The organism is Pedobacter sp. KBW06, from assembly GCF_003852525.1.
In the GTDB taxonomy this organism is placed as follows: Bacteria; Bacteroidota; Bacteroidia; order Sphingobacteriales; family Sphingobacteriaceae; genus Pedobacter.
The window spans coordinates 1599788-1615350 of sequence record NZ_QAJL01000003.1; the positions used below are offsets into that span (position 1 = coordinate 1599788).

At 44.1% G+C, this 15563-nt stretch carries 13 protein-coding genes; 9 read left to right on the plus strand and 4 right to left on the minus strand.

Annotated features, from left to right (window positions below):
- The first annotated feature begins 81 nt into the window (after nt 1–81).
- Nucleotides 82–2553, plus strand: a complete 2472-nt coding sequence (locus tag DBR43_RS21370) for a YfhO family protein (protein ID WP_124584498.1) — start codon at nt 82–84, stop codon at nt 2551–2553.
- Nucleotides 2554–2842: 289 nt separating this feature from the next.
- On the plus strand, nt 2843–5218 hold the full coding sequence (locus DBR43_RS21375; RefSeq protein ID WP_124584500.1) for an ABC transporter permease: 2376 nt from the start codon (nt 2843–2845) through the stop codon (nt 5216–5218).
- On the opposite strand, the gene DBR43_RS21380 is transcribed toward DBR43_RS21375, so the two are convergent.
- Complete coding sequence (locus DBR43_RS21380; protein ID WP_158622571.1) at nt 5204–6175, minus strand: glycosyltransferase; 972 nt, start codon at nt 6173–6175, stop codon at nt 5204–5206. The genes DBR43_RS21375 and DBR43_RS21380 overlap by 15 nt on opposite strands.
- Before the next feature lie 222 nt (nt 6176–6397).
- On the opposite strand from DBR43_RS21380, the gene DBR43_RS21385 reads away from it, so the two are divergent.
- Together DBR43_RS21385 and DBR43_RS21390 are read left to right on the plus strand one after the other, a co-directional pair.
- Nucleotides 6398–8026 carry a dihydroxyacetone kinase subunit DhaK gene (locus tag DBR43_RS21385; protein ID WP_124584505.1) on the plus strand — a complete coding sequence of 543 codons (1629 nt, stop codon included), beginning with the start codon at nt 6398–6400 and terminating at the stop codon, nt 8024–8026.
- A 2-nt stretch (nt 8027–8028) separates the two neighbouring features.
- Complete coding sequence (locus DBR43_RS21390; RefSeq protein WP_124584507.1) at nt 8029–9099, plus strand: serine hydrolase domain-containing protein; 1071 nt, start codon at nt 8029–8031, stop codon at nt 9097–9099.
- A gap of 3 nt (nt 9100–9102) precedes the next feature.
- On the opposite strand, the gene DBR43_RS21395 is transcribed toward DBR43_RS21390, so the two are convergent.
- On the minus strand, nt 9103–9621 hold the full coding sequence (locus tag DBR43_RS21395; protein ID WP_124584509.1) for a GNAT family N-acetyltransferase: 519 nt from the start codon (nt 9619–9621) through the stop codon (nt 9103–9105).
- Between the two features lie 133 nt (nt 9622–9754).
- Here DBR43_RS21395 and DBR43_RS21400 point away from each other — a divergent pair, with 133 nt between their 5' ends.
- The gene (locus tag DBR43_RS21400; protein WP_124584511.1) at nt 9755–10186 is read left to right on the plus strand and encodes a DoxX family membrane protein; all 432 of its coding nucleotides are present in this window, start codon (nt 9755–9757) and stop codon (nt 10184–10186) included.
- 46 nt (nt 10187–10232) lie between these two features.
- A complete protein-coding gene (locus tag DBR43_RS21405) occupies nt 10233–10955 on the plus strand; it encodes a siderophore-interacting protein (protein WP_124584513.1) in 723 nt (240 codons plus the stop codon).
- Here DBR43_RS21405 and DBR43_RS21410 read toward each other — a convergent pair.
- The gene (locus tag DBR43_RS21410; protein WP_233603137.1) at nt 10952–11380 is read right to left on the minus strand and encodes a VOC family protein; all 429 of its coding nucleotides are present in this window, start codon (nt 11378–11380) and stop codon (nt 10952–10954) included. The genes DBR43_RS21405 and DBR43_RS21410 overlap by 4 nt on opposite strands.
- 128 nt (nt 11381–11508) lie before the next feature.
- Here DBR43_RS21410 and DBR43_RS21415 point away from each other — a divergent pair, with 128 nt between their 5' ends.
- From DBR43_RS21415 to DBR43_RS21425, 3 genes are all read left to right on the plus strand, one after another.
- The gene (locus tag DBR43_RS21415) at nt 11509–12489 is read left to right on the plus strand and encodes a GlxA family transcriptional regulator (protein WP_124584515.1); all 981 of its coding nucleotides are present in this window, start codon (nt 11509–11511) and stop codon (nt 12487–12489) included.
- 11 nt (nt 12490–12500) lie between these two features.
- A complete protein-coding gene (locus tag DBR43_RS21420; RefSeq protein WP_124584517.1) occupies nt 12501–13289 on the plus strand; it encodes a helix-turn-helix transcriptional regulator in 789 nt (262 codons plus the stop codon).
- A 120-nt stretch (nt 13290–13409) separates the two neighbouring features.
- Nucleotides 13410–14363, plus strand: coding sequence for a nitrilase family protein (locus DBR43_RS21425; RefSeq protein ID WP_233603139.1), 954 nt, complete (start codon nt 13410–13412; stop codon nt 14361–14363).
- 76 nt (nt 14364–14439) lie between these two features.
- On the opposite strand, the gene DBR43_RS21430 is transcribed toward DBR43_RS21425, so the two are convergent.
- Nucleotides 14440–15513 (minus strand): META domain-containing protein, encoded by a 1074-nt coding sequence (locus DBR43_RS21430; RefSeq protein WP_124584519.1) that lies wholly within the window; start codon nt 15511–15513, stop codon nt 14440–14442.
- Nucleotides 15514–15563: the final 50 nt, after the last annotated feature.

Genomic DNA, 15563 nt, shown 5'->3' on the forward strand with positions numbered 1-15563 from the left:
TCAGCAAATATCTCTATAGAAACAGCGCTTTTAATTTTTGTATTATTGCGGCAATAAAAAAGAAACCAAAGGACACCAATTATGAAAACCTGGCTACAAAGAAACTACCTTCACCTGCTCATTCTTTTCCTTTTTCTCGCCATCAGTTTGATCTACCTCAGCCCTGTACTACAAGATAAAGTCCTTTATCAGGGAGATGTGATAGAAGCGCAAGCCATGTCAAAAGAGATCATGGAGGTAAAAGCGGAGACTGGTAAAGGGCCGTTATGGACCAACTCCATGTTTGGTGGAATGCCTGCTTTCCAGATCTGGGTTCAATACCCATCCAATGTCAGCAGTTATGTGGTTAACTTTTTCAAAACCGTCTTCCCGAATCCGGTAGACACGGTCTTTTTGTATTTAGCAGGTGCTTATCTCCTATTTTCTGTTTTAGGCCTCAGGCCCTGGCTCGCCGCAGGAGCGGCAATTGCCTTTGCATTCTCTTCCTTTAACTTCATCCTGATTCAGGCCGGGCATGCGAACCAGGCATTTGCCATCGCTTTTTTTGCACCCATCCTTGCCGGAATCATCCTCACATTAAGAGGAAAACATTTGCTTGGCGCATCCCTGACTGCCCTTTTCCTGGCTGTAGAAATCAGGGCAAATCACATCCAGATGACTTACTACCTCTTCATCGCCATACTGATCCTGATCGGCTTTGAACTCTATCATGCCATTCAGTCAAAAACTACGCAAAGCTTTTTCAAATCCATTTCCTATCTGGCAGCCGCAGCAATTGTTGCCATCGGGGTAAATGCAGGAACCTTATGGACTACCTACGAATATGGAAAAGAATCTATCCGTGGAAAAGCCAACCTCAGCAAAGCAAATCAGCCCATACAAGATGGTCTTGATAAAGAATATGCCTATTACTGGAGTCAGGGTGTAGGGGAAATGATCACTTTTCTGATTCCGGATGCCTATGGTGGTTCCACCTCCACACAACTTCCCGTTAAAGGATCTGAAGTTGTAAAAACCCTGATCAAAAACGGACAGCCTGAAGATCGTGCTGAAGATTTTGTCAAGCAACTGCCCAGCTATTGGGGGGAGAAATCTACCACTTCCGGACCATGGTACATTGGTGCCATCGTCTGCTTTTTAGGTGTTTTCGGTCTGTTCATGCTGAACGACAGAATGAAATGGTGGGTTTTATCCGCTTCCTTTCTGTTTATGTTTTTATCTTTTGGCAAGCATTTTCCACTGATTTCCGATCTGTTCTTCGACTATGTCCCGCTTTACAATAAATTCCGTTCGGTAGAGTTTACCCTGATCATTCCCTGTCTGCTGATCCCTATCCTGGGTTTCCTGGCTGTAAAAAAAGCGACTGAGGGAGAGGAAGAGCTGCAAAAGACACAAAAAAACCTATTGAAATCTATCTATATCGTGGCTGGCTTTTTAGTCTTGTTCCTGCTCATCCCCACCCTTTTTTTTAGCTTTAGTTCTTCTGCTCATCCACAGCTCATTCAAAAGCTCAACGAGATCACCGGCAGTCCGGCCTTTGCAAATGAAATAGGAAATGCACTGATCAAAGACCGCATTTCAGTAGCCAGGGCAGATGCCTTCAGGTCCCTTGCTTTTGTATTGATTGCAGCTGGATTAATCTGGTTAATTTTAAAAAAGAAAATCAGTCAGCAGATTGGTTTTATGGTCCTTACCCTGATCATCCTCATTGATGTCTGGGGAATTGATAAAAGGTACCTGAACGACCGCAGTTTCATCGATGCAGACCTGATGGCTTCACACTTTGACCCGAGGTCTGTAGACAAACTGATCAAAACCGATAAGAGTTTAGATTACCGGGTGTTTGACCTTTCCCGTGGCAATCCGCTTGGCGATGCGACACCTTCAATTTTTCATAAATCCATCGCCGGCCGTCATTCTGCCAGACTCCAGCGATATCAGGAAATGCTGGACAGGCAATTCAACAAAACCATAAATGAGCCGATCCTGGATATGCTCAACACGAAGTACCTGATTGTTCCAGACACGGCAAGGGGCATCTCAGAAAAAGCCATCCAAAGGCCTACTGCCAGTGGCAATGCCTGGTTTGTTCCTCAGGTAAATTTTGTCAAAAATGCAGAAGAGGAAATGGACGCAATCAGTAATTTCGATCCTAAGAAAGATGCTTTTATTCATCAGGACTTTCAACCGCAGGTTGACCAGCAAAAGCCGGGCTTCGATCCGCAGTCCGAAATCAAACTGATCAGTTACCATCCGGACAATTTAGTATACCGCTACCAAACCGATAAAGCGGCGATGGCCATCTTTGCAGAGATCTGGTACAGCAAAGGCTGGAAAGCTTATGTGGATCAACAGGAAATCCCCTACTTTAGGGCGAATTATATTTTAAGGGCAGCGGTATTGCCCGCAGGAAAACATGAACTGGTCTTTAAATTCGAACCAAAATCTTACTATTGGGGGGAACGGATTTCCCTGCTTTCCTCTATCCTGCTGGTCGGCTCCTTAATTACTGCACTTGTACTTAATATCATCAGGCCAAAACCATTGGCCTGAAAAAATTCAGGGGGCAATACCACCGCATAGGGAAAGCGCATCCCTGCATTGCATTTCTTTAAAACAAGGGGTGGTAGTCAATGACAGGTTTTATGCGAATACCAGCTGAGCATGCAGTCAAGAAGGCATCAGCATATTTTAAGCAGGATGTGCGTTTATGTACACCCGAACTGTCCGTTTCCGAACAGGCAAATTGCAATAAACGGCTTTAAGAGCAAATAGATTAAGTTATTAAACCAGAAAACAAAGATGGCATACAATTCGCAAAACCCAGAAAAAAAGACACCACATGTTCAGAATAAACTTAAAAATTGCATTAAGAAACCTTTGGAGAAGTAAGGGATTTACTTTAATAAACGTAGGCGGCCTGGCCGTTGGGCTGGCCTGCGCCCTGATGTTACTGCTATATGTGGGCTATGAATGGAGTTACGACAAACAGTTTGCGGATGTCGACAGAACCTATTTCACCAGGCTTAACCTAAAAATCAACGGAAAACTCAATACCACAGTAGCCACCCCCAATAAACTTGCAGCCACTGCTCTACAGACCATCCCCGGCATTGAAAACGCCGCCAGGATTGCAATGGCAACGCCAGACAAGCTCTTTAGCCATAAGCAAAACAATTTCAAATTGAAAGGGCTTACCGTTGATCCTGCTTTTTTAAAAATATTTGACTATCAGTTTATTTATGGAGATGCGAATTCTGCTTTAAAAGATCCAAATTCCATCCTCCTGACCTCTTCAACGGCAAAAAGGCTTTTTGGAAATGAGAATCCTATCGGACAAAGCGTGATGTGGGATAATCGTAAACCATTAAAAGTTGCAGCAGTTATCAAAGACCTTCCAAAAAATCAAAGTATTCAGTTTGACATCCTTCAAACCTGGGCCCTTTTTGAGCAGGAAAACCCTTCGGAAAAAGAAAATGGATGGGGAAGCATCACCTGTATCACCATTATCAAACTAAAGGACAAAAAGACTTTTGCCGCTGCAGATGCTGCGGTAAGAAAACTGATTTACTCAAAGGACAAAGAGACAGACCTTGAAGCCTTTCTCTTTCCCTATTCCAAATACCATCTTTACGATGAATTCGAGAATGGAAAAGCAACGGGCGGAAGAATAGACCAGGTTAAACTCTTTGCTTTTCTTGCCTTTTGTGTATTACTGATTGCCAGCATCAATTACATGAACCTCTCTACTGCCCGTTCTGAAAAACGTGCCCGTGAAGTGGGAATCCGCAAAGCGATGGGCTCCTCAAGGTTCAACCTGATGGGACAGTTTATCCTGGAATCCCTGCTTTTGTCTTTCGCAGCCATGCTGATCGCTTTTGTACTTTTAGAAATTTTCCTTCCTTATTTCAACAACCTGCTGAACATACAGATTCAGATCAATTACCATTCCTATCTGTTCTGGGCTACATTGGTTGCCATGGTTTCGATTACCGGACTTCTTGCAGGCAGCTATCCTGCTTTCTATTTATCTTCTTTCAGTCCGACAAAAGTTTTGAAGGGTTCTAAAGGAAACGGAGGATCTTCCATGTCGATCCGGAAAGTCCTGGTGATCGTACAGTTTAGCCTTTCGGTCTGCATGATCATCTGTGCAATTGTCATCTATACCCAGATCCAGTTCATGAAAAACAAACCACTTGGATTTGAGCGTGATAGCTTAGCACAAGTGGACATTGAAGGAGAATGGTCCAAACCAGGGAAGCTTGATCTTTTTAAAACAGAATTAAAGAAAGCCGGCGCGATTGTATCCGCAACCGAATTTGCCTCTACTTTTACTGAAGGAGGAAGCATCACCGGAGCCATCAGCTGGCCTGGAAAAGCGGCGAACGACAATTCTGTCATCGATTACAGAAGTACAGGTTACGAATTCACCAGTACCATAGGCGGCGGACTTGTTGCCGGCAGGGACTTCAGCCCTGAATTTGTGGCAGATACCTCCACCTCTGTGATGCTCAATGAACAGGCGGTAAAAACAATGGGGCTTAAAAATCCGGTGGGTACACGCATTAACTGGGGAGATAGCCCGGCGCTAACGGTCATTGGCGTGGTAAAAGATTATTCCAATGAAGCTATCGGACGGAAACCAAAGCCCACCTTATTTTATTTTAACCCTGCAAAAAGCCAGATCTTGTTGTTGAGACTGAATCCTTCGCAACCCCTGAATAAATCTGCACAGCTCATCAGGACCATCAGCAACCGCCTGAACCCGGCATACCCGGCAGAACTAAAATTCATTAGTCAGGGAATGGAAGAGCAACTCCGAAATGAGAAACTCCTCAGCGCCCTATCTAATATTTTCGGTGGATTTGCCATTCTGATCTCCTGCCTGGGGCTCTTAGGTCTTGCTTTATATATGGCCGAACAGCGAAACAAGGAAATCAGCATCAGAAAAGTACTTGGTGCCGATTTGAAAAACATCCTGATCCTGCTGAATAAAGACTTTATCAAGCTCGTGATTTTCTCTAATATGATTGCCTTTCCCCTGGCCTATATCTTTGCAAAAAACTGGCTCAGTAAATATGACTACAAAATAGACATCGCCATCTGGCCTTTCCTCATTGCAGCGCTGCTCTCTCTCTTTATTTCAGTATTAACCGTGAGTTTGCAGACCTTCAAAGTAGCGAAAGCCAATGCGATAGATGCCTTAAAATACGAGTAATTCCGGAGCGGCTGAAGGGATCATCAGCTGCTCATTAAATTCATTTTCAAAGATCCCAAAAAATGAATTCTCGACCTCTTCTGCTTTCCATTGGTTATGCCAATGGTAAGCATAACATCCTGTAAAAAATTTCTTGTAAGAATCTATATCGAATTTATTGATAAACTTCCGGTCAAAAGGTTTGAAGAAGTCCGGGAAATCCTCAAGCGGACTGTTCTCCAGTCCTTCTCCCTGCCATACCGGGTCAAAAAAAGCACAGGGAAAAACATATAAGTCTTTCAGCAGTGCATCCGAATAATTCAAAATTACCCAGGGCAAGACGGTATGTTTTGCGATGCTCTTATGCAGGATATAGGTAGAAATTAAACTCTGACGGTTCAGCCTCAGTAAAGCACTGTTGGCAAAAGGTTGTGATTCCCATGCATAGCAAAATTCCGAATCACGAAGACTCCCGAAATCTTTAAGGAACATCACGTCCAGATCAAAGTATACCCCGCCATATTTAAACAGCACTAAAAACCGGAATCCATCTGACCGTTTTGCTAAATTTTCGGACTCCGTCACCAGGTTCTTGTTATTTTTCCATGGCGTCTCTTTCATTTCCAGAAACGGATCATAAGACCGGACTTCGATTAAAGGCAGAATTGCTTTTAACAGCGGATTCTGCTCATGATTTTCAAATCCATTATCCTGATCAAGCCAAAGGATGACCCGGCACTTACTCAGGTCCTGGGTACACAGGAACGATTTGATAGAGAATGCCTGTTTGCGTCCTATAGCTCCAAACCAGTAGCAATGATAAATTGTCTTCTCTGCCTCTTTTTTCTGCGGCGTAAATCCTGAGGCATCCAGGTCAAATCCATTTTCAAGACTTGTCAGTGCATAATCGTTGTCTTTATAAAGCTGCAGCTCTTTAAGGTGTCGCCAGTTCTGAATACTTCCGCCTGTCTCTGGCATAGATTCGTAATCGTTAGCGGGTTTATTTTTAAAGTTTCTTATAATTTTCTGTAGCTTTTTTAGCATCTGGGAAGTATCGGCAGGTATTTAATGGGCCGCAAAACTAAGCTAATTTTAAAGAGCGCCGAATTAAGCGCCGAGTTTTTTTCATAAAAAGTCATATTTTTTCAAAAAACCCCAGGAAAGTACACCAAATACCTATCTTGAGAAAAAAAATAAAGCATGAAATTCTTCATAAATGAAACTGATCAGATTGTAAACGAAGCGATAGAAGGATTATTAACCAATCCGAAATTAGCCAGACTGGACTCCTTTCCTGAAGTAAGGGTGGTGATCCGCAAAGGCTGGGATAAATCAAAAGTGGCCATCATCTCTGGTGGTGGCTCCGGACACGAACCTGCGCATGCAGGCTTTGTTGGCAAAGGCATGTTAACCGCAGCCGTATGCGGAGATATCTTTGCTTCCCCGACAGTGGATGCGGTATTGTCTGCCATCCTTGCCGCTACCGGACCAAAAGGTTGTCTGCTAATTATAAAGAACTATACCGGCGACCGCCTCAATTTCGGTCTGGCAGCAGAACAGGCACGTGCACTGGGATATGAAGTTAAAACTGTTACCGTAGATGACGATATTGCACTCGGTAAAGAAGTAAAAAAAAGAGGCCTTGCAGGAACCCTGTTTGTCCATAAAATTGCCGGACAGCTTGCTGAAGAAGGAAAATCTCTGGAAGAAATCGCTGCTATTGCCCAACAGGTGATTGACCAGACCGCTTCTATAGGCCTTTCTTTAACAGAATGCCAGCACTTAGGGCAGGAAACCAGTTCCCGGTTAAATGACAACCAGGTAGAACTTGGACTGGGAATCCATGGTGAACCCGGCATCGAAGTGATTCCTTATGCTAAAGCAGATCATCTAATGGCCCTGGCCATTGGAAAACTCGAAGCAAATTTACCAGACACAAATGGCCGTTATGCCATGATTTTCAACAATATGGGAAGCGTAAGCCCAATTGAAATGAGCCTGCTGGTCAACTCCTTCCGCAAAACAAAACTGGCCGCAAAAATAGATTACATGATTGGCCCGGCAGCCCTGATGTCTTCGATCAATATGAGTGGTTTTTCTGTATCCGTTTTATTGCTAAATCCGGCAATAGAAAAAGCTTTACTGGCAGAAGCGGAGCCCGTTGCCTGGCAGGTACAAGCCTTTAAAAAACCTGCTGAAGTCAGCAGTCCAAAACTTCCGGAAACCATACCCTACTCAGCTTCAGCCAATGATCAGGTGTATCAGTTGATCAGCGAAGTGGCGCAGCTGCTGGTTTCTGTTGAAAAGGAAATCAATGCCCTGGATGCCAAAGTCGGCGATGGAGATGCAGGATCCACCTTTGCACTCACCGGCAGAAGATTGCTGAGCGTGATCGACAAACTTCCGCTCAATGATACCGGAAAGTTACTGCTCAGTATTGGCAGGATTCTGGCCAGAGAAGCCGGAGGGTCCAGCGGTGTCTTATTGTCCATCTTATTTACTGCTGCCGGAACGGCTTACACCAAATCTCCCGAACTGGGAAAATCACTCCTGGAAGGATTGCAAAAAGTAAAGGATTATGGTGGTGCACAAACCGGCGACCGTACCATGATAGATGCCCTACAACCTGCTTTTGAATCGCTTGCCAATGGAGAAACAACGAAACTTGCCGCTCAATATGCGCGTGAAGGCGCGGAACATACCAAGAGCATTATCAATACCAAATTCGGCCGTTCCTCCTACCTTTCTGAAGAAGTGTTGAGAAATGTCCCGGATCCCGGAGCCGAAGTGATCGCCAGGGTCTTTGAAAAGATTGCCTTACAAAATTAAACATGAAAGTTAAACTGATCGTTTTCGCCTTATTGATATCAGGCACATTTAAATCTTTTGCACAGGTAAAAAGTAAAGACCTTTTATCACAGCTGACAGACTCGGTAAAACATCCCGCCTTTAGCGGGGTTCACAGCATCTTAATTGTCAAAGGTAAGGACCTGCTGTATGAACAATATTTCAACGGATATGCCCGGGATTCGCTCCACGATACCCGTTCTTCTTTTAAATCCATCGCAAGCTTATTGATGGGCATTGCGATCGACAAGGGATTCATCAAAAGTACCTCACAAAAGATGCTGGATTTCTTCCCGGAATACCCTGCCTTGAAAAATGATCCCTTAAAAAAAGACATCACGATTCAGCAATTGCTGGACATGCGGGCAGGCTTTGATTGTGAAGAATTCAATGGCACAAAAGATTGCGAAGAACAGATGGAACTGACCAGAGACTGGGTAAAGTTTTCCCTGGAGGTTCCGATGAAACACCCGGCGGGAACAGTATGGTCTTACACTTCTATTGAGCCCGTCATCATTGGGGGAATTATCCGGAAAGCCACTAAAATGTCGGTCACAGATTTCGCAAAAAAATACCTCTTTGCCCCCCTGCAAATCAGCAAATACCGGTGGACACTTGATGCTGCCGGAAATCCCAATACTGCGGGTTCCTTTTTTATCCGCCCTGTTGATATGATAAAGATCGGGCAAATGGTCCGTGACCAGGGAAAATGGAAAGGGAAACAGGTCATTTCTAAAGAATGGATAAAAAAATCAACCGTCTGCGACATTCCCATTCCTGATTTCTCCAACATGAAATATAGCAAAAGCAAAACCGGAATTCCGCAGCCCACTTTTTATGGCAGTTACTGGTACCGGGAAAAGCTTAAAACCAAAAGCCTGGAGGAAGAAGTCCTGTTTGCCTCCGGTAACGGCGGACAATTTATGTTCATCTCAAAAAAGCTGGACCTTGTAGTCCTGTTTAACCAGGGCTATTATGGCAATGCGAAAGCAAAAAGGGCTTTCGACCTTATGGTTCAGTACATTCTTCCCGCTTTCGAAGCCAAAACCAAATAGCGCCTATTTCAAATCAAGCTTCATCAGAAAATCGGTTTGTTCATCTCCTCCCAATTTAAAAACATGGGTACCGAATTGAACAAACCCATTTTTTTGATAAAAAGCGATTGCCTTCCCGTTTTCTTCCCATACGCCAAGCCAGATGTAGGCTTTACCCGCTTTTCTGGCAATTGCGATGCTGTGTTCAAAAAGAAGCTGTCCGATTTTCATCCCCTGAAACTCCTGCAACACATAAATCCTCTCGATCTCCAAACCCTGCTCCATATTTGGTTCCGTTTGCGACAACCCGGTATTTACTTTTAAATAACCGGCAGGCTGATCCCCGAGCCATACCAGATGGAATCCGGAATCGGGGTTATTGATTTGGGCCAGTAAACTTTCCAGACCAAAGTCTTTATCAAGATAATGCTGCATGTTCTCTGCCGTATTCTGTGCAGCATAAGTTTCCAGAAAGGTTTTTCTGCTGATCTCCTGCAACAGCGCAACATCTGAGGCTTCGACCTTTTTAAATCGGGTATTCATCAAGTAATGACAATTTATGTAAAGGATAAAGGGTATAAGGCAAAAACTCCTGATTTAGTAAATATAAATCCTGAATTGATAAACAGGGCTGATCCTGCTCCCTGTACTTTTACAAAAATCGCATAATGAATTCATGGAAACAAGAACCCGCATCATTACCATCTTCACTTATATCGTAAGGGCCTTACTGGCTTACGTTTATATTCCTCACGGACTGGAAAAACTCTATACCAAAATCAATGTACAGGAATATATTGATTTCAAGCTCGGCCAGGACTTCATCAACTTCTACCTGATCTGGGAAAAAAGCGGATACATCTGGATCATTGGCATCGCGCAATTCCTTGGCGGATTGTTCCTCCTGTTTAAAAGGACCTATCTTTTCGGAGCGGTATGGCTGCTTCCCATCTCTATCGGCATGTTTTGCTGTCATGTATTCATCTCTCATGCTGAAGAGTTCCTGATCTTCGATGCACTGGTACTGGCCCTTAATCTTTACCTCATTTTATTGCATTTCCGCTCATTGACAAACACCTTTTTTAAGCCACAAAATACCTGGATCTAAGCCCCGGAATAAAATACCTCTGTCAGAACTCATTAAATAATTTGATATGCCCAGAATGCCCAAATGGTTAGCTGATTTTTCAGAAAAAACGTTTAAAGCAGCTTACAAACAAACCGTGATTACTGAAGTTGAATATTATGCCCCTAAGCTAAAAAGAATAAGGTACCAGGGCGATGCACTCAAAAGCATCGAATGGAAACCCGCACAGGAAGTGGAGTTCAGGGTTACCGATACCGAATACCGGCACTATACCCCTATGTACTGGAACAAAGAAAAAGGATATACCGATGTCTTGTTCTACCTTCATGGTAAAGGTCCCGGAAGCTCATGGGCATCCGAATTGAAAGTAAATGACGAGCTCCTCCTGATTGGTCCCGGTGGAAAATTTATCATCCCGGACAACAGTTCGCAAATTGTCATGATGGGTGATGAAACAACATTGAGCACTTTCTATGGCATGCAACAGCAACTGCCGGGGGGAGTAACCAATATCCATTGCCTCATCGAATGTGAAGCCGAAGCGATGGGCTGGCCGGAAAAGATTGGCATGAAGGCCATTCCCCTGCAAACCATCCCCTCATTTCCGGGAAGAATCCAGGAAGAATGGCTTCGGCAGCACCTCCACACGGCCGATTCTGCTACGGCTTACTTCCTGAGCGGCAATGCCAATACCATAAAAAATCTGCGCCGCATCCTGGTCTCCACCGGAGTTCCAGGTGCACAAATCAGGATGAAACCCTATTGGCTGCAGGGAAAAAAAGGCCTTTAGCCCGTCTGTTGCTGACGCTGATCAAAATGCAGCAACCAATTGTTTCCATACCGGTCCTTCAGGTCGCCAAACAAAGCTCCCCAGAAACTATTTTCCAAAGGATGGGTCGCTGTACCTCCCACTGCAAGACGTTCATAGCAACTGCGGACTTCAGCTTCCGTACTGCAATTGAGCATCATGGAAACGGCATTTCCCTTCAGCAGGCCTTCGCTTCCCACCATATCTGAGGCCATAATCCTGATCAGTCCATTGGTCAGTGTAGCATGTAAAATATAACCTTTCATCTCTTCCGGCATCTTTTCTGATAGCGGCGATGTTCCAATGGTTTGAAAGCTCAGTTCTCCACCCAGGCAGGACTGGTAGAAAGTCATCGCCTCCCTGCAATTGCCTGCAAAAGTGAGATAGGAGTAGATAGATGTCATCATGATTAAAATAAATTACCGGTTCAAACTTAACAGGAAGTGGCAAAAAACATCTTGTGTGAAAACGACAATTAAAGGGGTTGTTTACGACAATAAAACACGATATATTTGATATCAAATCGAATGCACAGATGAAACATATTTCAATTTTAGTTCCTGAAACAGCCGTCATCGAATCTATTGCCGATCCGGGTTACCTCTTCAGGATGGTCAATGAGTTTCTGGAATCTTCGGGAAAGCCGGCCCTGTTTCATGTACAACTGGTGGGTTTATCCAAAGAGACCAGATTGAACAACAGCCTCTTTTCTGTCCACGCGGATCAATTGATTACTGAAGTCAAAAAAACAGACCTGATCTTTATTCCCGCATTGAGCGGACATATGAAAACCGCTTTGGAGCTGAACAAAGACTTCCTTCCATGGATCATTGACCATTACCATAAAGGAGCTGAAGTCGCTTCCCTCTGCATCGGTGCTTTCCTGCTCGCTTCTACAGGTTTGCTGAAAGGAAAGCAATGTTCTACCCATTGGCTTCATGCCACAGAATTCCGGGAAATGTTTCCTGATGTCACCCTGGTTGATGGCAGCATCATTACCGAAGAGCAACGCATCTACTCCAGTGGGGGCGCCAATTCCTATTGGAACTTACTGCTTTATCTGGTAGAGAAATATACCGACCGCGATACGGCAATTCTGGCTTCCAAATTTTTCGCTATTGATATAGACAGGGAAAGTCAGGCTGCATTTATGATGTTCCAGGGGCAGAAAGACCATGAAGACATCGAGATTAAAAAGGTTCAGGAATTTATAGAAAGTAACTATCAGGATAAAATTACCGTAGACCAGCTGGCCGGCATGTCTGCTCTGGGCAGAAGAAGTTTTGAGCGAAGGTTCAGTAAAGCCACCAACAATACCGTAGTGGAATACATCCAGAGGGTAAAAATTGAAGCCGCAAAAAGAAGTTTTGAAAGCAGTAGAAAGAACATTACCGAAGTGATGTTCGATGTGGGGTATACGGATACGAAAGCCTTCCGCGACGTGTTTAAAAAGATTACCGGCTTAACCCCGATAGAGTACAGGAATAAGTATAACAAGCAGGCCGTAATGGCTTAACAACAGCTCCTATGCAAATCTTCCCATCCCCTCATCTTTCCAATATGATCAAACACTTTCTCATTATCGAAAGTGATCATGTGGAACTGATGGAACATCATTTTTTTCCGGATGGCAATTCGGGGATGGTTTTTCATTATGGAGATCCCTTTGTTCAGCATCCCGGGAGCTTTATCTATGGACAGGTGAGCAAATTCAGGCGCATCCGGTCGGCGGGTAAAATTGGAATGCTCGTGGTCGTCTTTCAGCCTCATGGAAGCCATCTGCTGCTGGGAATTCCCGCCAGTGAGCTCAGCGACGAAATTTGTACCCTGACTGACTTCTGGGGCGCTGAAGCCCGGATTTTAGAAGATCAGGTCCTCCATGCAGCCGACAATTCGAAGCGGATTGAAATTCTGGAAGACTTTCTGAGTAAAAAATTAAGCAGCTGCCTGGAGACAGATCCGCTGATCCGGCAAAGTCTGGAACTGATTTATAGCCATCACGGCTTAACGCCGATAAATGAATTGAATCAACTACTCCAGGTCAGCGAACGGCAGCTGGAAAGAAAATTCAAAGAGCACATCGGAGTTTCTCCTAAAAACTTCTCCAATATTATCCGTTTACAGTTCTTTTTAAAGCTGTTCCGGACTAAGTCCCCGGAGCAAAGCCTCACTGACATTGGGCACGAAAGTGGTTATTACGACCAGGCGCACCTCATCCGGGAGTTTCGGAAAAATGTAGGGCTCAGTCCCGGTCAGTACATCTTTAAAACAAACCGCCTGGCGGTCAACCTCGTCCAGCTTCCCCCTCTTTTATAAGCGGATTGTAAAGCTCCTGTTCCTGTCGGCTTTGTACAATTTCCTTTGCTTATTTTCCAATACGTTTGCCTTCATATCTTTTCCTGTTACCGCAACAGGCATTATTAAATAAAAATCAAGATGATGAAAACATTGAAAATTGCAACCGCACAATTTGAAAACCGCAGCGGCGACAAGGCCTATAACCTGGAACGCATCAATGAACTCTCTGCCCGCGCGGCAGCCTCAGGAGCCGATGTCATTTCCTTTCATGAGTGCAGCATTACCGGATATACCTTTGCCAGAACCCTCAGCAAAGCACAGATGCTGGAACATGCAGAGTTGATCCCCGATGGCCCTTCTATCCAGAAACTAAAAGAAATTGCGGCTGAACATCAGATTGTAGTGCTGGCAGGATTGTTCGAAAAAGACAGCAATGATGATCTTTTTAAGGCCTATGTAGCTGTAGACAAGAACGGGCTCATCGCCAAATACAGAAAACTGCATCCTTTTATTAACCCGCACCTGAAACCCGGGAATGAATATGTCACCTTTGATCTTTTCGGATGGACATGCAGCATCCTGATCTGTTATGATAACAACATTATTGAAAATGTCAGGGCAACGACCTTAATGGGTGCACAGATCATCTTTATGCCCCATGTCACGATGTGTACCCCTTCTACCCGTCCGGGTGCAGGCTTTGTCGCACCTGAATTATGGGAAAACAGGGCAAATGACCCAACCTCTCTGCGTGCGGAATTTGATGGCCTGAAAGGCAGGGCATGGCTGATGAAGTGGCTTCCTGCCAGAGCTTACGACAATGCGGTTTACGCCATTTTCTCCAATCCGATAGGCATGGATGACAATCAGCTGAAGAACGGATGTTCCATGATTATTGATCCTTACGGTGATGTAATTGCAGAATGCCGCGAGCTGGGCAATGACATTGCCATCGCTTCAATTACGCCGGATAAGCTGGAAAAGGCCGGTGGGTTCCGCTATAAAAATGCGCGCAGGCCCGACCTGTACCGGGACATCATCGGACAGGAGCATGAACCAAACCAGCAGGTTACCTGGATGACCAAAGCCTGATCCCCTATCGATCAAAACATAAAAGGGGCAGTATAAATTATCCTGCCCCTTTTACATCTGTTCTATTATAAATCGCTTATCTGGTCAGTCCAAACATCAATACCAGGTGATTGTTCTGGTAAAGGTTTAAGGTCTGGTCAGCGACATCAAAGCTGAAATCTTTAGTTCCCAATATGCTCAGAAACTTATTTTCCAAAGCACTCAGTTTTTGATCTAAACAAGCACGACGGGTACTTGCTGCCGGACCAAAAGCAATGGTCTTGCTTCCTGCTTCGTAAGCACCAACGTAGTTGTTACAACCAGAGTTGCCATTGAAACGTTTCTCTGCAAGGTTGAAGTTGATCGTTACCGGTGATTCGGTCTGGGTCTCTCCGTTCATTTGAATCAGTCTCCATTTATTACGTCCAATAAACTTCCAGATGTCATTTGAGCCATCGTCTGCCGCTCCTTTTCCGTTACTGAATTCTAAAGCTTTTACGCCTCCTTTATAGAAAACCATGGTATTGCCATTGTTTGCAACCCTGAAAGTCTTAGTGTTTAATGTTTCTGTAAATTCATGCTCCAGTTTATTCACTTTTTCATCCGGACAAGCCATTAATGTAGAAGCTACATTTCCTATCGTGATCAGCTTACTTTTCTGATCGTAACTGAAAGCACCAAAGATGCCGTTACATCCTCCGGAACCAGAAAACTTATTGCCTTTAGGATCTAAAGACAGGTGAATTCTACCTCCTTCTACCGCTTTTCCATTCATGTTCACTAAAGTCCATTTTTGATTTGCAACAGCGGCAAGCGGATCTTTGCCGGCATTATTAACTGCTATTTTCTGCTTTTTGATTACCTTTTTTAATTTGTAGGTATAAATGGACGCATCGGCAGGTACATTCTTTCTTTTAGTACGAATTACAGAAAGCGTATAACGGTAACCTTCCTGATGTTTGAAGCCTTCAATCTCTCCGTAAAATAACTCCCAGTTTTTACTATTCTTATATTTTACCTGTAAACAATTCATTGGGGCAACTCCCGTGCAGGAAGCCCTGTCTTCCTTCACCATCAGTCTGATAACTTCAGCTGCCATAGTGCTGGAAATACTTCCGAGAACGATTAATAAGGACAAAATTCCCTTTTTTGTAATGATACTTTTTAACATTGTGTGTGTATTTATATTGTGTTTTTAACCTTTGTCCATTTAACCGGACG